28 protein-coding genes and 1 tRNA gene are annotated in these 21863 nt (G+C 69.2%); 12 read left to right on the forward strand and 17 right to left on the reverse strand.

Translation table 11 applies throughout. The features are described from left to right. Positions 1-504 precede the first annotated feature (504 nt). From ACZ522_RS14320 to ACZ522_RS14335, 4 genes are read left to right on the forward strand one after another with little or no spacing between them, the layout of a single operon-like run. The gene (locus ACZ522_RS14320; RefSeq protein ID WP_379698242.1) at positions 505-1446 is read left to right on the forward strand and encodes a DUF4129 domain-containing protein; all 942 of its coding nucleotides are present in this window, start codon (positions 505-507) and stop codon (positions 1444-1446) included. Beyond that, positions 1443-2039 (forward strand): DUF7269 family protein, encoded by a 597-nt coding sequence (locus tag ACZ522_RS14325; protein ID WP_379698239.1) that lies wholly within the window; start codon positions 1443-1445, stop codon positions 2037-2039. Before ACZ522_RS14320 ends, ACZ522_RS14325 begins: the two co-directional genes overlap by 4 nt. After that, positions 2036-3310 carry a DUF58 domain-containing protein gene (locus ACZ522_RS14330; RefSeq protein ID WP_379698236.1) on the forward strand — a complete coding sequence of 425 codons (1275 nt, stop codon included), beginning with the start codon at positions 2036-2038 and terminating at the stop codon, positions 3308-3310. The genes ACZ522_RS14325 and ACZ522_RS14330 overlap by 4 nt, the downstream gene beginning before the upstream one ends. Then, the gene (locus ACZ522_RS14335; RefSeq protein ID WP_379698233.1) at positions 3307-3846 is read left to right on the forward strand and encodes a DUF7519 family protein; all 540 of its coding nucleotides are present in this window, start codon (positions 3307-3309) and stop codon (positions 3844-3846) included. The genes ACZ522_RS14330 and ACZ522_RS14335 overlap by 4 nt, the downstream gene beginning before the upstream one ends. On the opposite strand, the gene ACZ522_RS14340 is transcribed toward ACZ522_RS14335, so the two are convergent. Next, a complete protein-coding gene (locus ACZ522_RS14340) occupies positions 3847-4797 on the reverse strand; it encodes an AAA family ATPase (RefSeq protein WP_379698230.1) in 951 nt (316 codons plus the stop codon). Between the two features lie 103 nt (positions 4798-4900). Here ACZ522_RS14340 and ACZ522_RS14345 point away from each other — a divergent pair. Then, positions 4901-4985: transfer RNA gene (locus tag ACZ522_RS14345), tRNA-Ser, on the forward strand. Positions 4986-5138: 153 nt separating this feature from the next. Here ACZ522_RS14345 and ACZ522_RS14350 read toward each other — a convergent pair. After that, positions 5139-5603, reverse strand: a complete 465-nt coding sequence (locus tag ACZ522_RS14350) for an SRPBCC family protein (protein ID WP_379698227.1) — start codon at positions 5601-5603, stop codon at positions 5139-5141. A gap of 164 nt (positions 5604-5767) precedes the next feature. On the opposite strand from ACZ522_RS14350, the gene ACZ522_RS14355 reads away from it, so the two are divergent. After that, positions 5768-5947 (forward strand): hypothetical protein, encoded by a 180-nt coding sequence (locus tag ACZ522_RS14355; protein WP_379698224.1) that lies wholly within the window; start codon positions 5768-5770, stop codon positions 5945-5947. Between the two features lie 111 nt (positions 5948-6058). Here the strand turns inward: ACZ522_RS14355 and ACZ522_RS14360 are convergent, their stop codons facing one another. After that, entirely contained in the window at positions 6059-7618 is a 1560-nt protein-coding gene (locus tag ACZ522_RS14360) for a (R)-citramalate synthase (RefSeq protein WP_379698221.1), read from the reverse strand. Between the two features lie 83 nt (positions 7619-7701). Continuing rightward, positions 7702-8046 carry a DUF192 domain-containing protein gene (locus tag ACZ522_RS14365; protein WP_379698218.1) on the reverse strand — a complete coding sequence of 115 codons (345 nt, stop codon included), beginning with the start codon at positions 8044-8046 and terminating at the stop codon, positions 7702-7704. A 144-nt stretch (positions 8047-8190) separates the two neighbouring features. Here ACZ522_RS14365 and ACZ522_RS14370 point away from each other — a divergent pair, with 144 nt between their 5' ends. Together ACZ522_RS14370 and ACZ522_RS14375 are read left to right on the forward strand one after the other, a co-directional pair. Further along, entirely contained in the window at positions 8191-8763 is a 573-nt protein-coding gene (locus tag ACZ522_RS14370) for a DUF7097 family protein (RefSeq protein ID WP_379698215.1), read from the forward strand. 58 nt (positions 8764-8821) lie between these two features. Beyond that, the gene (locus ACZ522_RS14375) at positions 8822-9307 is read left to right on the forward strand and encodes a VOC family protein (RefSeq protein ID WP_379698213.1); all 486 of its coding nucleotides are present in this window, start codon (positions 8822-8824) and stop codon (positions 9305-9307) included. A 6-nt stretch (positions 9308-9313) separates the two neighbouring features. On the opposite strand, the gene ACZ522_RS14380 is transcribed toward ACZ522_RS14375, so the two are convergent. Further along, positions 9314-10363 (reverse strand): flippase-like domain-containing protein, encoded by a 1050-nt coding sequence (locus tag ACZ522_RS14380; protein ID WP_379698210.1) that lies wholly within the window; start codon positions 10361-10363, stop codon positions 9314-9316. A gap of 140 nt (positions 10364-10503) precedes the next feature. Here ACZ522_RS14380 and ACZ522_RS14385 point away from each other — a divergent pair, with 140 nt between their 5' ends. After that, entirely contained in the window at positions 10504-11055 is a 552-nt protein-coding gene (locus ACZ522_RS14385; protein WP_379698207.1) for a GMP synthase subunit A, read from the forward strand. Positions 11056-11094: 39 nt separating this feature from the next. Then, the gene (locus tag ACZ522_RS14390; RefSeq protein WP_379698204.1) at positions 11095-13005 is read left to right on the forward strand and encodes a DUF2070 family protein; all 1911 of its coding nucleotides are present in this window, start codon (positions 11095-11097) and stop codon (positions 13003-13005) included. Positions 13006-13042: 37 nt separating this feature from the next. Here the strand turns inward: ACZ522_RS14390 and ACZ522_RS14395 are convergent, their stop codons facing one another. From ACZ522_RS14395 to ACZ522_RS14450, 12 genes are all read right to left on the reverse strand, one after another. Then, the gene (locus tag ACZ522_RS14395; protein WP_379698201.1) at positions 13043-13243 is read right to left on the reverse strand and encodes an HVO_0649 family zinc finger protein; all 201 of its coding nucleotides are present in this window, start codon (positions 13241-13243) and stop codon (positions 13043-13045) included. A gap of 86 nt (positions 13244-13329) precedes the next feature. Next, the gene (locus tag ACZ522_RS14400; RefSeq protein ID WP_379698198.1) at positions 13330-13587 is read right to left on the reverse strand and encodes a DUF3194 domain-containing protein; all 258 of its coding nucleotides are present in this window, start codon (positions 13585-13587) and stop codon (positions 13330-13332) included. 6 nt (positions 13588-13593) lie between these two features. After that, on the reverse strand, positions 13594-13992 hold the full coding sequence (locus tag ACZ522_RS14405) for a prefoldin subunit beta (RefSeq protein ID WP_379698195.1): 399 nt from the start codon (positions 13990-13992) through the stop codon (positions 13594-13596). An 84-nt stretch (positions 13993-14076) separates the two neighbouring features. Further along, positions 14077-14334 (reverse strand): KEOPS complex subunit Pcc1, encoded by a 258-nt coding sequence (locus ACZ522_RS14410; protein ID WP_379698194.1) that lies wholly within the window; start codon positions 14332-14334, stop codon positions 14077-14079. A gap of 26 nt (positions 14335-14360) precedes the next feature. After that, positions 14361-14495 carry a DNA-directed RNA polymerase subunit P gene (locus tag ACZ522_RS14415; protein WP_089764242.1) on the reverse strand — a complete coding sequence of 45 codons (135 nt, stop codon included), beginning with the start codon at positions 14493-14495 and terminating at the stop codon, positions 14361-14363. A gap of 39 nt (positions 14496-14534) precedes the next feature. Next, positions 14535-14807, reverse strand: a complete 273-nt coding sequence (locus ACZ522_RS14420; protein ID WP_092537642.1) for an eL43 family ribosomal protein — start codon at positions 14805-14807, stop codon at positions 14535-14537. 107 nt (positions 14808-14914) lie between these two features. Continuing rightward, entirely contained in the window at positions 14915-15643 is a 729-nt protein-coding gene (locus ACZ522_RS14425) for a DUF2103 domain-containing protein (protein ID WP_379698190.1), read from the reverse strand. 101 nt (positions 15644-15744) lie between these two features. Beyond that, positions 15745-17157 carry a tRNA pseudouridine(13) synthase TruD gene (truD, locus tag ACZ522_RS14430; protein ID WP_379698187.1) on the reverse strand — a complete coding sequence of 471 codons (1413 nt, stop codon included), beginning with the start codon at positions 17155-17157 and terminating at the stop codon, positions 15745-15747. A 107-nt stretch (positions 17158-17264) separates the two neighbouring features. Beyond that, positions 17265-17645, reverse strand: a complete 381-nt coding sequence (locus tag ACZ522_RS14435; protein WP_379698184.1) for a response regulator — start codon at positions 17643-17645, stop codon at positions 17265-17267. Positions 17646-17722: 77 nt separating this feature from the next. Next, positions 17723-19096 (reverse strand): PAS domain S-box protein, encoded by a 1374-nt coding sequence (locus tag ACZ522_RS14440; RefSeq protein WP_379698181.1) that lies wholly within the window; start codon positions 19094-19096, stop codon positions 17723-17725. A 63-nt stretch (positions 19097-19159) separates the two neighbouring features. Beyond that, on the reverse strand, positions 19160-19498 hold the full coding sequence (pth2, locus tag ACZ522_RS14445) for a peptidyl-tRNA hydrolase Pth2 (protein ID WP_379698179.1): 339 nt from the start codon (positions 19496-19498) through the stop codon (positions 19160-19162). Positions 19499-19561: 63 nt separating this feature from the next. Further along, complete coding sequence (locus tag ACZ522_RS14450; RefSeq protein WP_379698177.1) at positions 19562-20143, reverse strand: universal stress protein; 582 nt, start codon at positions 20141-20143, stop codon at positions 19562-19564. 191 nt (positions 20144-20334) lie between these two features. Between ACZ522_RS14450 and dcd the strand changes: the two genes are divergently transcribed. Continuing rightward, on the forward strand, positions 20335-20943 hold the full coding sequence (dcd, locus tag ACZ522_RS14455; protein WP_379698174.1) for a dCTP deaminase: 609 nt from the start codon (positions 20335-20337) through the stop codon (positions 20941-20943). Beyond that, positions 20940-21848, forward strand: a complete 909-nt coding sequence (locus tag ACZ522_RS14460; protein ID WP_379698171.1) for a thiamine-phosphate synthase family protein — start codon at positions 20940-20942, stop codon at positions 21846-21848. The genes dcd and ACZ522_RS14460 overlap by 4 nt, the downstream gene beginning before the upstream one ends. Positions 21849-21863 lie beyond the last annotated feature (15 nt).

Genomic DNA, 21863 nt, shown 5'->3' on the forward strand with positions numbered 1-21863 from the left:
GGAGAGAATCGATTCGCTCGGAGGGCCGAAGAACGGGGACGGGGAACGGCGTCCCCCGGTTGGGAGAGTTCGTCCCGGCACACCGGTCAGGGTCTTTGGGGGGTTTCGGGGCCGTCGTATCTCCACGACACTCCTGCACGGGGAGGTGTCCCGGAGACAATTTTGGATACTCAGCACGACTACTTTAACCTTTACTTAGTTTGACAATAAAGTTCCACCCCGAATCGAAAATTCCAGCAAGTCTGGAACGATTTCTGTAGAGAGAACGAGACCGCGGTAGTAGCCGTTTGACGGGCTGTTCACCGCACACTTGAGCGTTCCGTTCGAGTCCGACGACCGACACGTCTTCGCCTTCGTGTCACCCCGATTTAACTTTAGCCCCCGGAGTCGGCTGCTGCGAGAGGGACCTGAGACGTGCGGCGCGGCGCTCGGCGAGTCCGATTCGTCTCCGGTGGACTGTCCTCGCTCGAAACTACTTTATCGTGCGTCGCGGTATCCCGTGTCGTGAACCGTTCGGCCGGTCGGACGCTCGCCCTCGCCCTCCTCGCACTCGTCGCCCTCGGCGTCGCGGCGGCCACCATCGATACGGCAGTGACCGGCGGGACGGGCGGCGGGGTCGGATCCTCGGGCGCGACCGGTGCCGGACCGACGACGGCGGACGGGTTCGGTCCAGGTCGAACGGGCGGATCGGGCGGAGCGCTCTTCGCCCCCGTCTGCATCCCGTTTCTCACCCGTCCGCTGGTGATGTTCGCCCTTCTCGCTCTGTTCGCGGGACTCGTCGCCGCGACGTACAGGGAGACGCGGTCGGCGCTCCCCGTCGCCGCCGTCCTCGTCTCGTTCGGCGTTCCGGGGTACGTGCTGTGGGCGTTTCTGACGGTCTGTTCGGTCGGCGGGTCGTCGCTCGGCGCAGCGCCGGGGGGCGAACTCCCGAACGTCTCGGTGCCCCGCGGCGGCGGGGGGGTTCCGGGTTCGGGCGACGGGCAACTGACGGCCCCAAGCGTCGTCTTCGGCCTCGTCCTCGCCCTCGCACTCGTCGGAGCGGTCGCCCTCCTCTTTCTCTCGACGGGCGACGACGAGGCGTCCGACGCCGCCCTCGCCGAGGAGGAGGACGAACCGGAGGTGGACGTCGGCGACATCGGGCGGGCGGCGGGCGCGGCGGCCGACAGAATCGAACGCGACGCCGACGTCGAGAACGAGGTGTACCGCGCGTGGGGGGAGATGACCGATCTCCTCGACATCTCGAACCCGAAAGCGAGCACGCCCGGCGAGTTCGCTGACGCGGCGGCGGCCGCCGGGATGGCGCGCGACGACGTGGACGAACTCACTCATCTGTTCGAGGACGTGCGCTACGGCGGCGAGGCGCCGACCGAGGAGCGAGAGGCGCGGGCGGTCGAAGCGCTCCGCCGAATCGAATCGACGTACGCCGACGCGGGGGCCGAGACGTGAACGCGTCCGACCTGACCGCGGCGGCGGGCGGCGTCTTCGTCCTCGGCGGCCTCGCCGGTCTGGCGGGGTACGCCGTCCCCGGACTGAGCGCGACGTCCCTGTTCGTGACGTTCGTCGGCCTCATCGCGGGCGTTCAGGGCCTCCGGTACGCCCTGCGGCGGCGGAACGTGACCGTCTTCGAGACGGAGACGGGCGACACGGAGCGTCGGTACCGGGTTCCGGTTCCGGGCGAGGACGCCGACCGGAAACTCTCCGCGTCGGGCGGGTGGCGCGGCACGCGCGGGTCCTCCGGCGTCCGAGAGCGAATCCGGGACGCCGCGGTTCGAACGCTCGTCCTCCGGGACAACTGCACCGAGGCGGAGGCCGAGGCGCGAATCGACGAGGGGTCGTGGACCGACGACCCCGTGGCGGCGCGGTACCTCGGCGCGGACGCGTCGGTTCCCCTCCGAACCCGCCTCCGCCTCGCCGTCCGCGGTGACGTCTCGACGGTCCGGGCGACGCGGGCAGTCGCGGCGGTCGAACGACTCCGAGACGAGAGCGACCGGCGGCAGTCCGAGGCGCCCCGACGCGCGCGGGACGGGAGGGAGGCGTGATGAACTCCTTCGAGACGAACCGGTGGACCGGAATCGAGGGCGCGGCGCTCGTCGCCGGTGCCGTCGGCGTCGTCGCTCAGCGGCCGTCGTTGCTCCTCGTCGCCGGTCTCGGCGTCGCCTACACCGCCTACGCGTGGTTCGGCGGCGCGCCGACGCCGACGCTCGAACTGACGCGCGAACTGAGCGACGACTCCCCCGACGCTGAGGAACGGGTGACGGTCACCGTCACGGTGACGAACGCCGGCGACGCGACGCTGACCGACCTCCGCCTCGTGGACGAGGTGCCGCCCGCGTTGGAAGTCGTCGAGGGGTCGGCGCGCCTCGGAACCGCCCTCCGACCCGGCGCGTCGGCGACGTTCTCGTACGCGGTGGAGGCGGTCCGCGGCGAACACGAGTGGGGACCGCTGACGGCCGTCGTCCGCAGTCCGAGCGGCGAGGAAGAGCGCACGGCGGAGTTCGAAGCCGAGACGGCGACGGTGCTCGGGTGCACCCCCTCGCTGGGGGCGACGGCGGACTTACCGCTCCGCGGCCTCACGACGCAGTACACCGGTCGCGTGGCGACGGACGTCTCGGGGGTCGGACTGGAGTTCTTCGCCACCCGCGAGTACCGCCACGGCGACCCGCTGAACCGCATCGACTGGAAGCGCCGGGCGAAGACGGGCGAACTCGGCACCGTCGAGTTCCGGGAGGAACGCGCCGCGACGGTGGTCCTCCTCGTGGACGCCCGCGAGGAGGCGTACGTCGCCCCCGCCGAGGGCGACCGGAACGCCGTCGAACGGAGCGTGGACGCCGCGACGCAGGCCTTCTCGTCGCTCCTCGATAGCGGTGACCGGGTGGGCGTCGCCGCCCTCTCGCCGCACGAGTGCTGGCTCCCGCCCGGGACGGGGGACGACCACCGCGTCCGCGCCCGCGAACTGTTCGGCTCTCACCCCGCACTCGCGCCGACGCCCTCCGAGGAGGCGTACTTCGTCGCCGTCTCCATCCGCCGCCTCCGCCGCCGCCTCCCGACGGACGCGCAGGTGCTCTTTTTCTCTCCGCTGGCCGACGACGTGGCGACGCTCACCGCCCGGCGCATCGACGCCTACGGCCACCTCGTGACCGTTGTCAGCCCGGACCCGACGGCCGGTGACAGTCCGGGACGCCGCCTCGCCCGAATCGAGCGCGAGAACCGAATCGACGGGCTCAGACGGGCCGGCATCCGCGTCCTCGACTGGGGGGAGGAACCCCTCGCGACCGAACTCGCCCGCGCCGCGCGGCGGTGGTCCGCGTGAGCGAGATAACCCGCTCGCCGCCCGTCCTCGGGTCGTCGCTCGCCCTCCTCGCGGCGACGGTCACCCTCGTCTCGGCGACGCTCGCATCGCAGAGCGCGGTTGCGCCGGCGGCGGCGGGCGTCCTCCTCCTCGGCGTCGGCCTCTACCGCGCCTCGCGCCGCCTCCTCACGTGGGGGGCCGCGGCCCTGTTCGCGAGCGTCCTCCTCGCGGGCGTGCGGGGCGGCCCCCCGGAACCCGTGCTTCTGGCGGCGCTCGGAACCGCGTTCGCGTGGGACACCGCGGACCACGCCCTCGGCGTCGGCGAGCAACTCGGGCGCGAAACCGACTCCTCGCGCCTCGTCGCCGTCCACGCGGCGACGACGCTCCTCGTCGGCGTCTTCGGGTCCGCCGTCTGTTACGCCGTCTACCTCGCCGTCGGCGGCGGCCAACCCGTCTCCGCGGTGGTCCTGTTGCTCCTCGGCGCGGTGGCTCTCGTCTCCGCGCTTCGCGGAAGCGGCGAGTCCGACCGGAGGGTCGGACGCGGACGCCGGCGCTGATCAGTCGAGCGTCGGCACCGCGACGCGTTCGAGAACGTCCGCGACGATGTCGGCTTTCCGCATGTCGTTCACCTGCGCGTCCGGCGTGAGAACGAGTCGGTGCGCCAGCACGGACGGGGAGACGCGTTTCACGTCGTCGGGGGTGACGTACTCGCGGCCCGCGAGGACGGCGTGCGCGCGGGCGGTTTCGAGCAGTCGTTGCGTCCCGCGGGGGGAGACGCCCACCTCGACGCGCCGGTCGGTGCGAGTCGCCCGCGCCACGTCCGCGACGTACCTGAGCACGTCGTCGTCCACGCGCACCGCCTCGGGGGCGCGGCGGAGTTCCGCCACGTCGTCGCCGCGGAGGACGGACCCCACCTCGGGGCTCCGCGCTTCCCGTCCGAGGCGGCGGCGGAGGAGTTCGACTTCGCCGTCGACGTCGGGGTAGCCGACCTCCGTCTTGACGACGAAGCGGTCCACCTGCGCCTCCGGGAGGGGAAAGGTTCCCTCGCTCTCGACGGGGTTCTGCGTCGCGATGACGAAGAAGGGGTCCGGGAGGGCGTGCGTCTCGCCGTCCACCGTCACCTGCCCCTCCTCCATCGCCTCCAGCAACGCGGCCTGCGTCTTCGGCGGCGCGCGGTTTATCTCGTCGGCGAGGACCACGTTCGCGAAGATGGGGCCCTCGGAGAACTCGAACGTGCGGTCCGACTCGTTGTAGATGTTGGTCCCGGTGACGTCCGAGGGGAGGAGGTCCGGCGTGAACTGCACGCGCGAGAAGGAGAGGCCGAGGGCGGTGGCGACGCTTCGGGCGGTGAGCGTCTTGCCAGTCCCGGGCACGTCCTCTATCAGGACGTGACCGCGCGCGAGGACGCCGAGGAGGATTCGTTCGAGGAACGCATTGTCGGCGACGACGGCCCGCGACACCTCGCGGAGTACCTCGTTGCACGCTTCGCTCGCGTCGGGGATGTCCATGCCTGTCACGCGTCCGCACGCGACTTAGTAGTCTGGGTCACGCCCCCGATGTCTGCGAAAATCGAAACCGATTAATGAACCCCGCGATTACGAACGTGTGCAAGCCGAGGTAGCCTAGCCCGGCCAAGGCGGTAGATTCGAAATCTACTGTCCATTCGGACACGTGAGTTCAAATCTCACCCTCGGCGCTTCTCCGAACGTCACCCGGCGAGAGACCTCCGTGTCTCTCGCTACGCGTGACGTGCGTTGTGCGCCCTACTGAGATTTGAACCAGCAAGCGAACGCAGTGAGCGAGTGAGGTTCACAATCTCACCCCCGGCGCGTTCTCGCAGACTCGACCCTCAAGCGGCGCGTTTCTGCGCTCCGTCGCTTCCCCCGACGGCCACCGACTTCGACCGGTCGGCGAGGGCGCGGTTCATCGCGTGGTAGTCCCGTTCCGCGTCCTTCCGGACGACGAACGGCACGAGGAGTCCCGAGAGCGTCTCGGTGTTTCGGAGGCGCGTGCCGCCGTCCGGCCGCGGTTCCAACTCGAAGGCGTGGCGGGCGGCGAACAGGCCGGGGACGGGCAGTCGGGCCGTCCAGACGAGCGTTCGCTCCGGTTCGACCGTCTCGACGCGCGCTTTGAGCGTCGCGGGGCGCGACCGACTCGGTTCGACCCGGAGGGCCACCTCGCCCCCCTCCCGAACCTCGCCGGACGCCCACACCGTCTGGGGGTTCCACTCGCTGTACGCCGATACGTCGGTGAGGGCGTCCCACACCGCCTCCGGCGGCGCGTCGATGTCCATCTCGGTCTGTATTCGCTTCATCGCCGCTCTAGGAGGCGACGCGAGATATTGAACCGCGCGCTCGACCCCCTCGGGCGGAAGTTACCACGAACGTACCATCTCTGGGCCGCACCAGCGCCCTCGGTCGGTTTTTACTTTCACTCTCCTAGGCTGAGGTACATATCATTTCACGCCGTAGTGAAAGTATGCACGCGAAGACAGTCGAGAAACGAGCGGTCCGTCCGAGCGAGACGCAACGAATCGACGTGACGGACGTCTCCACGTGGGACGTAGCGGAGTTCGCGCGGTCCAACCTCGAAGGGATGGACGTTCGATTCGAGCGACGCCCCGGACGGACCCACCTCGTCGCCGAAGCGGACCGCTGACGGCTTCGACTCTTCGCCGCTATCGACGGACGAGAGAGCGGTCGCTGGCGGCGTGCGGCGTCGGGGAGAACGAGTCGCCGGGCGAGGTGCCCGACTACCGGGCGACCCCGGTCAGTCGTCCGCCTGCGGCGCGGGTTTCGACTCCTCGGCTTCCGCCTGCAGGAGTCGGTCGAGGGCGTTCACCATTGCGTCCACGCTGGCGCGGGTGATGTCCGCGTCCGACGCGGCGACGGTGACGGAGTGGTCGCCGCGACTCATCTCCACCTCGACGGTGACGACGGCGTCCGTGCCGCCGGTGATGGCGTCGACGTGGTAGGAGTCCAGTTGCGCGTCGGCGTCGGGTCCGAGGGCGGAGCGAACCGCCTCGACGGCGGCGTCCACCGGTCCGCTTCCCGTGCCCGAGGCGACGCGTTCCTCGTCATCCACGCGGAGGCGGACGCTCGCGGTGGGCGTCCCGCCGCCCGACGCGGCGGTGAGGTCCACCAGTTCGACGCGCCTGTCGCGTTCGCGGCCCTGTACGTCCTCGGCGATGGCGAGCAAGTCCGCGTCGGTGACGCGCTTGCCTCGGTCGCCGAGCGCTTTCACGCGTTCGACGACGGCGGCGAGTTCCTCCTCGCTCACGTCCACGCCGTGCTCTTCGAGTGCGGCACGGACGCCCGCGCGGCCGGCGTGCTTGCCGAGGACGAGGCGACGCTCCCGACCCACCGTCTCCGGCGGGTACGGTTCGTACATCGTGTCGTCCTTCAGCGTGCCGTCCGTGTGGATGCCGCTCTCGTGGGTGAACGCGTTCTCGCCCACGACGGCCTTGTTCGGCGGCAGGGGCACGCCCGTCGCCATCGCCACCTTCTGTGCGAGGTCGTACAGCTCGTCGAGTTTCGCCGTCTCGACGCCGTAGCAGTGCGACAGCGCGATGGCGACCTCTTCGAGTGCGACGTTGCCCGCGCGTTCGCCGATGCCGTTGACGGTGGCGTGGACGAGGTCCGCGCCCGCCGCCAGACTGGCGTAGACGTTCGTCATCCCCAACCCCAAGTCGTCGTGGGTGTGGGTGGACGTGGGACCGATGTCCGCCAGGCGGGCGACGTACTCGTACGTCGTCTCCGGACTGGCGTGTCCGACGGTGTCGGCGTAACAGAGGCGGTCCGCGCCCGCGTCGTACGCCGCGCGCATGAGGCGTTCGAGGAAGTCGAGGTCCGCGCGGGACCCGTCCTCGCCGATGACCTCGACCCAGAGGCCGTGGTCCTTCGCGTAGGCGACGAGCGCTTGGGTCTTCTCGACCACCTCGTCGTGCGTCGTGCCGACCTTTCGCTCGATGTGCTTGTCGCTTCCGGGGACCACGATGGTCACCCCGTCCACGTCGCAGTCGAGTGCGAGGTCGACGTCGTTCTGCACGCCGCGGGCGAAACTCGTCACCGTCGCGTCGAGTCCGAGCGACGTGACCTTGCGGATGGTCTCGCGTTCGCCCTCGCCGGTGCAGGCGCTACCGGCCTCGATGTACGGGACGTCGGCCCTGTCGAGAGCGCGGGCTATGTCCGCCTTCTCGTCGGGCGTCAGCGAGATACCCGGCGCTTGCTCTCCGTCGCGCAGAGTCGTGTCTAGAAGCTGTACCCGGTCGTCTGAATCCAAAACGGATGTAGGGGTGTTGTTGGGGTTACCCCCGAATAAATCGACCACGAGTCATGTGCTCACACACTCCGTTGCCGTGGATGTACTTAAAACGACCCCTCCCGACAGATTTTGTCCGTCGGATTCGCGCCTCACTCGATGCGAATCGTGTCGCCCACGTCCACGTCGTCGGCCGCCCCCGCGGGGAGTTCGACGATGGTGTCGGCGACGCCGAACCCGACGCCCGTCCACGCGGAGAGGCGCTTCTTCTTCTTGACTTCGCCGCCGCAGAGCCAGAGGGCGTCGATGGGGAACGGAACGAACACCATGTGGAGACTCCGCCTGTCGGTGTCGTCGAAGGGGAAGACCAGGGCGTAGTCGTCGGGGACGTCCCGGCGGAACATCAGCCCGCGGGCTTTCGCGAGGAAGGAGTCGGCCACGTCGACGTCTGCGGCCAGCGTTCGTGTGTTCCCGTTTCGGAGGTGTTCGACCTGCACGCGTTGCCTTCTGCGGTCGTCCTACAAAACAGTTCAGGTCGCGTACGTGTCGGATAACCGGCTGGACGGTCGCTCCGACTCCGGCGGACGCCCCGCCGCCTCGCGACGGAAGAACGAAGGCCTCCGGAGTCCGAAGCGACGGACATGGAGAAGACGCCCACCGGGACGCCCGTGGGGGTTGACGACCCGTACGACCACGCGGGCGTCTGCGACCACCTCACGGGCGACGGGCGGTGCCGGTTCGCCCTCGACAGGGCGGGCGACGACCCGGCGTTCGCCGCCGCGCGCCGCGCCGACGACTACGAGTGCCTCGTCGCCGACGAGGAGTGCGACTGGCGCGACTGCCCGCACTACCGTTCGACCACCGACGGGCGCGAGTGCGTCCGGTGCGGACTCGAAGAGGTCCGGATGGCCCACGAGTCCGATAGCAGACCGCTGTTGGAGGAACATCACCTGTCGTACGGGAGCAGTAGCGACGTCGACGAGCGACGCTCGTCGGGCCGCGAGGCTTCGTCTCGCGACGCCGACGAACCGAACCACGAGATAACCGTCGCCCTCTGTCGGTGGTGTCACACGAAGGTCCACAAGTCGTTCGCCCGCATCGACGACGACGCCTCGCCCGACCCGGAGGCGTTCGCCGCGCGCGAGGAACGCCGGACGAAGGAACAAGCGGAGTTCGGCTTCCAGTCGGCCGCGGACCGGTTCGGCGACGAGTGAGGGCCGTCCGCCCGTCCGGGGGAGTGAACGTCTTGACGGTCGAACGCGTACCCGCCGTATGGACGACGACGCGCCCGCCGACGAGACGCCCACCGGGGGGACGCCCGCCGAGGCCGCGCCCTCGAAACTCGGACACGTTCACCTCAAAGTCCGCGACATCGACCGCGCCGTCGCGTTCTACCGCGACGTCGTCGGCCTCTCCGTCGCCGAACGCTACGTGAACTACGCCTTTCTCACCTTCGGCGACCACCACCACGACGTGGCCCTCCAAGCGGTCGGTCCGGAGGCGTCCGGGCCGGGGATGGGCGTCGGCCTCTACCACGCCGCGTTCGAGGTGCCGTCCCCCGAGGCCCTCCGGCGGACCGCCGAACGCCTCGCCGACCGCGGCGTCGAGTTCGCCCCCGTGGACCACCGCATCAGCAAAGCACTGTACTTCGACGACCCGGACGGCAACGGCGTGGAGGTGTACCTCGACACCCGCGAGGAGAACGACAGGTCGGAGTGGGACGGCGAGAACCGGCGGTTCGACCCGGAGTCGCTCTGAAAGGGGTCAGCTCGCTTCGAGGGCCGTCAGCAGACCCGTCGCGAGGGCGTCGACGGCGACGACGACCCAGTAACTGCAGACGCGGTAGAGGAGTGCGACGGCGGCGGCGGACTCGACGGAGACGCCGGCGACGGCGACCAACCCGGCGGTGACCGCCACCTCGACGCCGCCGGTCCCGCCGGGAAGCGGCGACCACCCGACGAGGCCGGCGGCGGGCGCGGCGAACAACGCCGCGGCGAACGGGACGCCGACGCCCAACGCCGCCGCCGCCGCCGTCAACGACGCGGCGAACGCCATCCACCCGACCACGACGAACGACGCCGTGGCGGCGACGCGCCGCCTGTCGTCCGCGACGGCGTCCAACGCGCCGAAGTAACTCGCGACGCGGTAGCGCATCGTCTCCGGTTCGAACCGACGGGCGACGGACTCGACGCCGAGGCGAACCGCGCCGCGGTAGACGATGCCCGAGAGGAGTTCGACGGCGCGTTCGACGGCGCGTCGCCGCCGGGTCACCAACGCGACGACGCCGACGGCGACGACGAGTGCGCCGGTCAGGCCGCCGAGGAACGTCCGCACGTCGCCCACGCCCGCGCGGAGGAACACGATGGCGAGGCCGAGCGTCGAGAGGGAGATGGCGGAGACGAGGTTCAGGAGGTCGGTGACGGTCACCGCGGCGAGTCCCTCCTCGTACTCGTAGTCGAACGGTCTGCTCACCGCGTACGCGATTATCGCGGACCCGCTCAGGCGTCCCATCGGGAGCACCTGCCGGGCGAAGTCGCCCGAGAGGTAGGTGAGGCGGTACTTCAGGCCGCCGATGGGTCTCGTCCCGCCGAGGGCGCGCCGGAGGGCCTCCCCCCACGAGAGAATCGCCGCCACGCCCGCGACGCTCCCGACGGCGACGAGGCCGGGGTCCGCCCGCGAGATGGCCCGAAGCACGGCGACGCCGCCGGTGAACCAGACGAACACCGCGAGGACGGCGACGGCGAGGACGAGACCGATGGCCGCCCTCGCCGCCGGTCGGAGGCGCGTGTACGAACGGACGCCGGGTGTGTCCACGTCCCCACGCAAGAGGGCGGAGAACTTTACCTGTCGGGGTTTCCCCGGAACGACGCCGAACCGTCCGACTTCGGCGACGCCTCCCCGCCGAGGCGTTCCGGACGCTTTTTGTCTGCTTCCCGACTAGCGGTGTGCAACTGATGACCCGCATCGTCGTCATCGACAACCACGGTCAGTTCACCCACCTCGAACACAGGGCGCTCCGCGACCTCGGGGTGGACGTCGAACTCCTCGACAACGACACCCCCGCGGAGGAGATAGACGCCGACGGCGTCGTCCTCTCCGGCGGTCCCGACATGGACCGCATCGGCAACTGCGCGGACTACCTCGAACTCGACGTTCCCGTCCTCGGCATCTGTCTCGGGATGCAGATCCTCGCCGCCGAACTCGACGGCGCGGTGGGGTCGGGCGACTACGGCGGGTACGCCGACGTCAACGTCGAAATCCTCGACGACGAGGATCCCCTCGTCGGGTCGCTCGCGCCGGAGACGCGCGTCTGGGCGAGTCACGCCGACGAGGTGAAGGAACTCCCCGAGGGGTTCGTCCACACCGGAACGAGCGACGTCTGCGGCATCGAGTCGATGAGCGACACCGACCGCGACCTGTACGGCGTCCAGTGGCACCCCGAAGTCGCTCACACAGAGGAGGGCCAAGCGGTGTTCGAGAACTTCCTCGGCATCTGCGAACAGTAGTCGCACGAGTTTTACTACGGAAGACGTGAACGTCTCAGCATGACGGCGACTCAAAGTGACCTCGCGGGGCTATCGCGGTTCATCTTCCGCGCCCCGAGTTGGTACGCCAGCCTCGGGTTCGCCCTCCTCCTGGCCGCGATGGCGGGCGTCGCCGCGTTCGACACGGGCGAGGCGGCCCGGACGTGGCGCGGCCTGTTCTTCCTCGGGAAGGACGCGTGGGAGGGCATCTTCTTCATCGGCATCCCGACCATCGTCGCGGTGTTCGGCACGACCGGCGTAGACCGGTTCGTCGGGGGGAAGTTGACCCCGAACCGGTCGTCGCTCCTGGCCCTCGTCTCGGAGGTGATCATGGTCGCCATCGTCACCGTCGCCGCCACCGTCTCCGTGTTCACGCCCCTCGACCAGCGGTTCGTCTTCGACGCCCTCGTCGTCGCCCTCGCGTCGGTGTTCGCCTTCCGCTTGCTCGTCATCATGGCCGTCTCGCAGTTGTCGATTCTCGTCGCGGCGGTGCCGGCGAGCATCCAGACGCTGACGGCGGCGGTGCTCCTGTTCGTCTACAGCGGAACGCTCCGCTTTCTCTCGTTCGGCGGGTCGCTCCTCAGCGCGTACCTGACGCCGTACCTCTCCCGGGCGGACCACGCCCCCGCCGCGCTCTCCGGTCTCTCGCCCGACCACTTCCTCCTCCTCGGCGTGATGTGTGCGGTGTACGCCGGTTTCGTCTACGGCTTCGTCGTCGTCGTGGACCGGCCGTGGCGGCGCAGTCTCGGCGTCTCCATGCTCGACTTCCTCGGCGGGTTCATCGGCCACGTCGCGGAGGGCTCCCGGGAGTTAGAGACGTTCTTCGAGAAACTGGGCGAGGAGGCCGTCGTGCCCGTCACGGTCCTGTCGTTCCGCGAACCCGGCGGCTCCGAGAAGGCGCGGTTCGTCCTGCCGATGATCCACCCGGGGCCGATGGGCGAAATCGGCGGCGGCAACTTCCCCGAACGCGTCGCGCGGCGTTCGGAGGGGCTGGCGTTCCCGCCGCACGCCACCGCGGGCCACGACTTCAACCTCGTCACCGAACGCGAGGTGGACACCATCCTCGACACCGCCGAGGACGCCTACCGGAGCATCGAGTACGGCACCGAAGCGACCGAGAGCGTCCGCACGGAGTCCGGGGAGGCGAAGATGCTCGGACAGGGGTTCGGCGACGACGCCGTGTTGGTCTCGACGTACGCGCCGGGGTTCGCCGACGACGTGGAGTACGCCGTCGGCCTCTCGGCGGCGGCGGAGGCGCGGACCAGAGGCTTGGACGACGTCCTCCTCGTGGACGCGCACAACTGCAACAACGGCCTCGACGGCCCCGACTTGGGTCACGTCACCCCCGGGTCGCGGCGTTCCTTCGACATGATAACCGCCGCGGGACTGGCGGGCGAGGAACTGCGCGAGGCCGAACGCGGCGACGTCTCCCTCGGCGTCGCGTGGCACCGGACGGAGTGGACGCCGATGGAGGGCATCGGCCCCCTCGGCATCCGCGTCTCCGTCACCGAGGTGAACGGGCAGACGACGGCGTACGTCCTCGTGGACGGCAACAACATGGAACCGGGGCTCCGCGACGAACTGCTCTCGGACCTCACCGAGGGCGAGAACGCGGTCGATATCGCGGAGGTGATGACGACGGACACCCACATCGTCAACACCGTGAAAGCCGACAACCAGGTCGGCGCGGCGATAGACTGGGACGAACTCCGGACGCTCGTCTCCGACCTCGTGGCGGAGGCTCGGGAGGACTGCGAACCCGTCGAGGCGGGGGTGGCGGTCGAACTCGCCGAGGTGACCGTCTTCGGAAACGACCGCACGGAGACGCTCGCCAGTCACGCCAACGCCGTCGTCTCGATGGGCGGCGCGTTCGCCGCCTCCGTCATCCTCGCTGCGATGGCCGTCAGCGTCCTCATCTTCCTGTTCGCGTAGCCACTCCCCGTCTTCCTCTCTCCGGATTCCGGTCGATCTACAGCCGTATCTCGGCGGTATCGACCGTTCCGCAACTCGGGCAGACGTGTTCGTACCTCACCCGACGACCCGTCGTCGTCGCCGTCCACTCGCCGTCCTCGTCCTCGTATCCGCAGGCCGTACACCGCATCCGAGTGCGTTCGTAGTGCGTTCGGAGTCGCTCCAACGGCGTCCCACCGCCTCGGTTTCTCGTTGCCATATGACACCATATAGCACAGAGAAATATAATGATTTCTCATGAACGAGTGGACGTCGTCAAAAAGTCGCTCCGCGCGGACCGGGCCGTTACTGCTCGGTCGCGTCGGTTTCGTCGAACAGTTCGTCCACGGCGTCCCGCGCCGCGAGGGCCGCTTCGTCGGCCACCTCGTCGGCATCGGCGTCGGCGTCGTCGGGCGCGTTGACGTACACGTCCACGTCGAGGACGCCGTCCTCGAACGTCACCGTCACGTCGAAGTCGGTGACCTCGGACTGCTTGTAGCGCGCGAAGATGACGCCTTCCGCGGCCTCGGCGGCCGTCTCCACGACCTCTTCGTCTGACGGCATCGTCGCTTACGCGCCGCCTGCGCCACCGGGGCCCATCGGGCCGCCGCCCGCGCCGCCCGCGCCGCCCTGCAGCATCTGCTGGAGTTCGCTCTGGAGGTCCTCGAACTGCTCCTGCACTCGCTCTTCCTGCTTTTTGAGCTGCTCGACGCGGATCTCGAGCGTGTCGACCTTCTCTTCGAGGTCGTCGTACGCCTCGTCGTACTCCGTCTCGACGAGCAGTTCGCCGATCTCTCGGTACATCACGGTGTCCTCGTCGACGTCTTCGAGCGTTTCGAGCGCCGTCTTAGACTCGGTGAGCGTGGACTCGGCCTGCTGTTTCTGCGCGGCGACCTGCTGTGCGGTCTCCTGCAGGTCCTGCAGTTCCTCGAGTTTCTCCTGTGCTTCCGGCGGCAGACTACCCTGCATACTCGGGCCGACGGGATGCTGACTGAAAAAGGCCCGTATTCCGCCCGCTGAGTGGGACCCCGGGACGCGTCGTGCGCCTCGGTCTCAGCGCCGGTCGGCGTCCGCCGCCACCGTCTCCGCGACGGAGACGAGGCGGAGCCACGAGTTCGTCCCCGCCCGGAGGGCGACGAGGTCCGCGGCGTCGACGCGGACGCGCACGAGTCGCCCCTCGCGTTCGACGCTCGCGGCCGATCGGGCGTCGTCTATCTCGCCGACTTCGACGCGGACGCTCTCGGCGACGGCGCGGGCGCGTCGCTCGTCGGCGTAGGAGAATTCGAGCGTCGCGTCGTACGCGCCGTCCATCGAGTCGAGAGAGAAAGAAAGCGGAGTTACTCGACCGGGACTTCCTTCACGTCGGGCGCGCGCTCCTTCAGGAGGACGCGGTGCCCGCAGTACGGACAGCGCACGCCGCCGTACTCGTCCAGTTCGACGTCGCGCTTACAGCGAGAGCACTTGTAGCTCATTGTGTGTCGTGAGTGGTGAAGCGTGTTGTATCTTCCGCGTTACTCGTCGTCGTCCGACGAGAGCGCCGCGCGGATGGAGCGACGGACCTGCTTTCCGCCGGGCGTCTGCGGGCGGTACGTGCCGCCGGTGAACAGTTCGCCCGTCTCCTCGTTCTTCCAGATGCCCGTGCCGACGCGCGTCACGTCGTCGCCGTCGACTTTCGCGGAGCGCATCTCGGCTTCTATCTCCTTGACCCGGCGTCGGGCGACGCGCCCGTATCGCGCGCCGAAGCGACCGGCGCTGCCGGTCTTTCGTGCCTTCTTTTCGGCCATAGTATCGCCTGATACCCGGGGCGGCCGGATAAAGCCTACGAGTCGTCTCCGCCGCGTGCGCCGGCGTGGCACGCCTCCGTCGCGTGCGCCGGCGTCCGCGACGCCCCTCACGCGCCGTCTTGGAGTTCCGCCTCGCGCAGGGCGTCGTTCAGGTCGTCGCGGACGAACTCGCCGGTTTCGGTGTCCATCGCCGTCGTCACGACGCGGTTCTCCTGTACGCTCGACCCGTCGCGCAGGAGGAGTCGGACGTTGCCGTTGCCGTCGGCGCGGGTCACCTTCGCGCGGAGACTCGTGCGGGAGCCCTTTCCGCTCGCGTCTATCGGGCCGGGGATTATCTTCTTGACGTGCGGGTGGCCCGCGACGACGCCGATGGCGCGGCGGCCCTTCCGCCCGCCGATGAGCGTCGAGTGCGTCCCGCCGAGTTTCTCCCGCGGCGGCGTCTCCACGACTTCGAGGGCGCGTTCCCCGCGCCGTTCGAGGACGCGTTCGACCGGGTTCTCGCCGGCGACGCGGAAGAACTCGTGGTGCAGTTGCGCGCGCGCCTCGCGGAGGACGTCTCTGTCGCCCGCGGCGTACACCTCCTCGGGGCGCTTCCGCCGCACCTCGTCGGCGACGAGTCCGGCGAAGTTCCGCAGTTCGACGACGCGACTCTCGTCGCCGTCCTCGGGGATGGTCGTCACCGTCGTCTCCCCTATCACGTCCTCCTCGTCGAGCATCGTCAGTTCGGCGCGCGCACGTTCGAAGACGACGACGACGGTGTCGCAGTTGGCGGTGTTACAGGTGAGACAGTAGTCTCCCGGTTTCTCTAGCGGCGTCCCGCACCGCCCACAGTCCATGTTTGTCGGAAAGCGGCGGCCGCATAAAAGCGCCGCGTCATCCGAACCGTCTCGCGCGAAGACGGTTCGGGCGTGCGGACGACGAAGAGCGAGAGACCGACTTACTGCGCTCTCGGACTCGTCTTCAGGTACTCCCGCAGGAGCACCGTCGCGTACGACCCCGAGGGGAGCGAAAAGGAGAGCGTGTACGCGTCGGACTCCGCCTCCACGTCCACCTCGGTCCGGAGGAGGACGGCCCGCCGCGTTCCCGAGGAGTCGAACTCGCCGGGCAGGTCGAAGTCCGAGGGTTCGAGGCCCAGTTCGTCCATCACGCCGCGTTCGACCTCGCCGGCCTCGCCCTCGGCGAACTCGGTGTCGGTGCCGACGAGGGGCGCGGTGACGAACGCCCGCCCGCGTTCGCAGTGCCGCGCCATCACGTCCACCCGGCGGCCGGTGGCGACCTGCGTGCGGTCGGTGTCGGGTCGGTAGAGGCCCTCCGGCGCGTCGCGGTCGGAGAAACAGACCACGTCGCCCTCGACGGGGCGCGAGAGGGGCATCCCGCGTTCGAGCCGTTCGCTCAGTATCCTGTTGAACGCGTACGACTGGGCGGCGTTGACGAACAGTCGCTGGAGGTTCCGCGGGACGGCTTCGAGGGCGTGCCGCCAGTCGTCGTCCGTCTCCGCGCCGTCTTGGGCGAGGCGGTGGAGCATCGACCGCTCGTACCGCAGGCGGTTCGGCATCCGCTCTACGGCGGCGGCCCAGTCGGGGTCCGACGACGCCGCCTGTTCGTCCACGAACCGCCGCGCCTCCTGCGTCCCCTCCGGTTCCGCCTCGAACGGATTGCCGGCGTACGTCAACACGGCCTCGCGCCACTCGCCGCGGACGACGCTCAGGCCGACTTCGTGGGTCACCGGGCGGCGACTGCCGAATCGCTGGTGGCCGAAGTAGTTGGGGACGGCCACGGCGGCGGGGGACGACGGATCGCCGCCGTCACCGCCCGCGGCGGCCCCTGCGCCGTCCTTCGCGTCGCCGCCCTCGTCGGCGAGGAACGACGCGAGTTCGGCGGTGACGGCTGCCGCGTTCTCCGGGCGGTCGGCGTCGGTGACGCGAATCTCGAAGGCGTTGCCCGCCAAGTCGCCGAACCCGAGGTCGCGTCCGACTCGTCCGAGGACGTCCGCGTCGGCGTCTCGCACCTCGGGAATCTCGTCGGGGTCCACGTCGCGGACGGTGAACAGTTGCGTCGTGACCGCGTGTTTGTCCTTCGTTCCGGCCCACGCGACGCGTTCCCTGCTGACGCCGAGGGCGTCCGAGAGGCGGCGCGCGTAGTCGTTCGTGTCCCACCCGCGCAGGGTGACCCGCAGGAGGAGGTGGGGGTAGTCGCCGGGGTCCGAATCCGCTGGCTCGGGGTCCATCGCCTCCAGTTCGCGGACCCTGAAGTCCTCGGGCGACGCCCGGAGACGGCCGCCCGTCCCCGCGGCGTCGCTCACGTACCGTTCGATGCCGACGCGCCGTTCGAGTGGGTGTGCCTCTCGCATCTGTGTCTCCCCGGCAGGTCCGGTCGTCGCACCTTCCGGCCGGACCGACAAGGCCCCTCCGGTTCGTGCGAGGACGAGCGAAGCGAGTCCTCGGAGGTGTGCGTAGCCTACTCCCCGGCGTCGTCATCGCGCACCAGTTCGAGAAGCTCCGTTACGGTGTCTACTATCTCCTCTCTGGTCACGGGCTTCGTCAGGTAGGCGTCGAACGACCCCTCCGTCGCCTCCACGCCGGGATCCACCGCGGTGACCATCGCGACGCGACAGTCGTAGCCGCGTTCGCGTATCTTCGCCAGCGTCTCGTCGCCCGAGAGGTCCGGCATCCGCCGGTCGAGGAGCACCGCGTCCACGTCGTCGTCCACGAGTTCGAGGGCCTCCTCGCCGTCGGTCGCGGTACGGACGTCCGCCGTGTCCGAGAGCCACAGTGCGTACGCTTCGACGACCGTCTCCTCGTCCTCGACGACGAGGACGGTCGGTCGGTCCCCGGTCATCGTGCTATTGTAGACGTTCTCGGTTGCCGATACATAACCGTGGCGTCCCCGCCTCGCCGTCACCCCGTCCGCGCCGGTCACCTCGACACGCCGGTCACCTCGAACCGCGTGCCTTCGGCGTCCGCGTCGCCGAGTGAGACCGACCACCCGTGGGCCTTCGCTATCTCGGCGACGATGTTCAGTCCAAACCCGGTCCCGCGTTCGGCCGTCGAGTAGCCGTACTCGAAGACGCTGTCGCGTTCCTCCGGCGGGATGCCCGGTCCGTCGTCGGTGACCGCGAAGCCGTCCGGGAGGGGTTCGACGCGGACGGTCACGTCGGGCCCGGCGTGGGTGACGGCGTTGTCGAGGAGGTTCTCGAACAGGCGGCGGACGCGCCGGGGGTCGCCGCGGACGGTGCCGAGTTCGTCCGCGACGACGACTGTGCCCTCGTCGGACGGCGTCGATTCCCACGCCTTCTCGACGGCCCGCCGCAGTTCGACCGGTTCGGGGTCCTCGACCGTCGTCCCCTCGCGGGCCAGCGTCAACACGTCGTCTACGATGTCGGCCATCCGTTCGTGGAGCCGATCCAGCGTATCGAGGTAGTCGCTCTCGACGCCCTCGGCCTCCCTGAGGAGCGTCGCCTGCGCCTGTGCGGCGTTCAGCGGGTTTCTGAGGTCGTGCGAGAGGACGCTCGCGAACCGTTTGAGGTGTTCCTCCCTCTCCTTTCGCGCCGTGATGTCGCGTGCGACGCCGACGGCACCGCTGAACTCCCCGTTCTCGGTCGGGAGAGGGGCGATGTTCGCCTCGATGGTTCGGGTGCTCCCGTCCGGGCGTTGGACGGTCCCCTCCAGTCTGACGGAGTCGTCGGGGGCGTCCGCCAGTCGGTGAATCTTCTCGAACTCGTCTTCGTCCTCCTCGGACTCGACGATGCGACTCGGGTCGGCCCCCCGCAGTTCCTCGCGGGAGTACCCGCTGAGCGAGACGGCGGCGTCGTTGACGAAGTCGATGCGGTCGTCCTCGTCGATGGTGAACACCGGATCGGAGACGAGAGAGACGAGTCGCTTGTACCGCTCTAACTCGCTCTCCTTCTCCTTTCGGTCGTCGATGTCGCGGACGACACTCAGGAGGCAGTCGCGGCCCCCGATCTCCGTCCGCGAGAGGTTCACCTCGGTCCAGAACTCGGTGCCGTCTCTCGCCTTCACCTTCCACTCGAACGTGGCTTCCCCCTCGCGCCGCGCCTCCTCGAACCGCGTCTCGATCTCCTCCCGGTCGAACGCCTCGGCGTCGGCGCTGTACTCCTCGATGCTCCGGGCGGTGAACTCCTCGGGGGTGTAGCCGAACATCTCCTCGACGCCCCCGCTCACGGCGAGAGTCTCGCCGGTCTCGGCGTCCCGAACGGTGATGACGTCGTTGGCGTTCTCCAACACGTCGAGAAGCGTCTCGTCCGGGTTAGACGCGGCGAACTCTTTCATCGTTCGGAATGGAACCTGCCGTTAGGTAAGCAATTTGGCCCGTTCAATGTGAAAGCGGCGATATCAGTACAGGGAGAGGTCGCCCGTCACCCGGTTGACCGCGTCCTCGGGCCCCGGGCCGACGGCGAGTGCGGTGACAGTTCCGGGGTCGAGTTGCGTGTGCCCGGCGTCGCGGATTATCGCGTGGGGAAGTCCCTCCCGTTCGGCGGCGTCCGCGAGTTCGAACAGCTTCGACTCGCCGTTGGCCTTCAGGACGATCTTCTTTTGACCGCTTCCCTTCCACTGAGAGCGCGTCCGGTCGTCGGTGTCCTCGTACGCCGAAAGCGACGCGTGCGCCACCTGGGCGGCGAGTTTCCCGCGGCCCATGCCGAGGTCCGCGCGGGCGACAATGGCCTGTTTCATACCCCGAATCGACGGCCGCCGGCTAAAGGTTCTTCTCTCCGGGGCGGCGGACGCCGACGCCGCCTACGCCGTCGAGTCGGGTTCCGGCGCGGCGCGCGGATCGGTCGTCTCCGACGCGCCGTCCGCGGCGGGGACCGTGAGAACCGGCACGGACGCCGACTTGCGCACGCGGTCGGTGACGCTCTTCGGCGAGAGGAACCGCCGGAGGCCGGTCCGGTTCGGTTCGCCCAGGACGACCAGATCGACGCCGTTCCCCTCGGCGTACAGCGTTATCTCCTCGGCGGGGTCGCCGTACCGGAGTCGCTTCGCGACCGACTGTCCCGCCTCCGCGGCGGCGTCTCCCGCGGCGTCGAGTGCCGCCTCGGCGCTTCGCTCTCGCCGTTCGACCACCACGTCCCAGTGGTCCACGGAGGCGTTCATCCGAACTATCGATAGCGCGTCCACGCTCGCGCCGTGTCTCGCGGCCACCGAGACGGCCACCTCGGCCACCTCCTCGTGGGTGTCTCCCTCGACGGCGACGAGGACGCGGTCGAAGACGCCCTTCGTTTCGCCCTCGGCCGTTGCCTCTGCGGCCGCCGTCGTCCCCGGACGTTCCCGGTCGCTCCCCTCGCGCAATCCACCCGCGCCGGTCGAATGTACTGCCATTACGCCGTATTATCCGCGGTTAGAGCATATATTTGTCCAGAAAATTATGCACGCGACGATTCATTTTCACAGGTCGAACGCGTGTCGAACCGTGAACGACGTTCACGGCGTGAACGGCGCGCCGCGGGCGTCGCGTTTCGGAGGCGACGAGAATGAGAGATTTTACCCGCTACCGACGCCCTCACTCCTGTATGATACTCTCCGACGCGGACATCCTCGAACGCCTGGAGGCGGGCGACCTCGTCGTGGACCCGATAGACGACATCGACATGCAGGTCCAACCGGCGAGCATCGACCTGCGACTCGGAACGGAGTTCCTGGAGTTCCAACGGACGAACATCTCCTGCATCCACCCCAACCGCGAGGACGAGGTGAGCAAGTACGTCACCGAGACGTACGTCGAGGAGGGCGAGGAGTTCATCCTCCACCCCGGCGACTTCGTCCTCGGGACGACCAAGGAACGGGTCGAGATTCCGCCGGATCTGCTGGCGACGGTCGAGGGCCGGTCGTCGCTCGGCCGTCTGGCCATCGTCATCCACGCCACCGCGGGTATCGTCGATCCCGGCTACAAGGGGCAGATAACGCTCGAACTGTCGAACCTCGGCACCGCGCCCGTCGCCCTCACGCCGGGGATGCGCGTCTCCCAACTCGTCTTCACCGAACTGAAGCGGGCGGCCGACCGGCCGTACGGGTCCGACCGCGGGTCGAAGTACCAGAACCAGACGGGGCCGCAGGCCTCCCGAATCGGCGACGACCCCGAGTTCGTCGGCGCGCGCGAACGGGCGGGGGAGGATCGATGAGGTTCGTCGAGGAGATTGTCGTCGAGGAGTTCCTCCCGACGTTCCGGTCGATGCTCGCGGAGGACCTCCGCGAACGCAGCCTCACCCAACGCGAGGTGGCCGACGCCCTCGGAATCAGCCAAAGCGCCGTCTCGAAGTACGCCCACGGCGAGGTGGGCCGCCGCGAGGCGTTCCTCGAAGACGAACGGGTCGTCGAGCTCGTGGACCGGATCGGCGAGGGACTGGCGACGGGCGACATGACGCCGGTGCAGGCCCTCGTCGAGGCGGAGGTGCTCATCCGCCGCCTCGAACAGGGCGACCTGCTGGCGTCGATGCACGAAGCGGAGATGCCGGGACTCGCCGAGTACGACGGCGACCTGAGCGTCCACGACCCCGACAGCGGCCTCCGAAACGCCGAACGCGTCCGGTCGTCGGTCCGGCGCGGCCTGCGAACCCTGACGAACGCGAGCGGATTCGCAGGACTCATCCCCAACGTCGGGTCGAACCTCGCGGAGTGTCTGCCCGACGCGGCGGGCATCGAGGACGTCGCCGCCGTCCCCGGCCGAATCTTCGACGTGAAGGGTCGCGCCACGGTCCCGAGCGACCCCGAGTTCGGCGTCAGCGAACACGTCGCGTCGGTCCTCCTCGACGCGCGCCGCGGCGGCGCGGACGTCAGCGCCGGCCTGAACGTCCGGTACGACGAGAACGTCGTCTCGGCGTTGGCCGACGCCGGCTACACCGTCATCGAGTTCGACCCCGACGCGGAGGCGGACCCCATCGCCGACGAGGTGGCGGGCCGCGACGACCTGACGGAGACGTTCGTCATCTATCAGACCGGCGGTTACGGCATCGAGGCCATAACGTACATTCTCGGTCCGGACGCACACACGGTCGCACGGACCGTCCGCGACACCCTCCTGAACTGACCGGGCGGTCCCTCC

This window comes from Halopelagius fulvigenes, assembly GCF_055398025.1.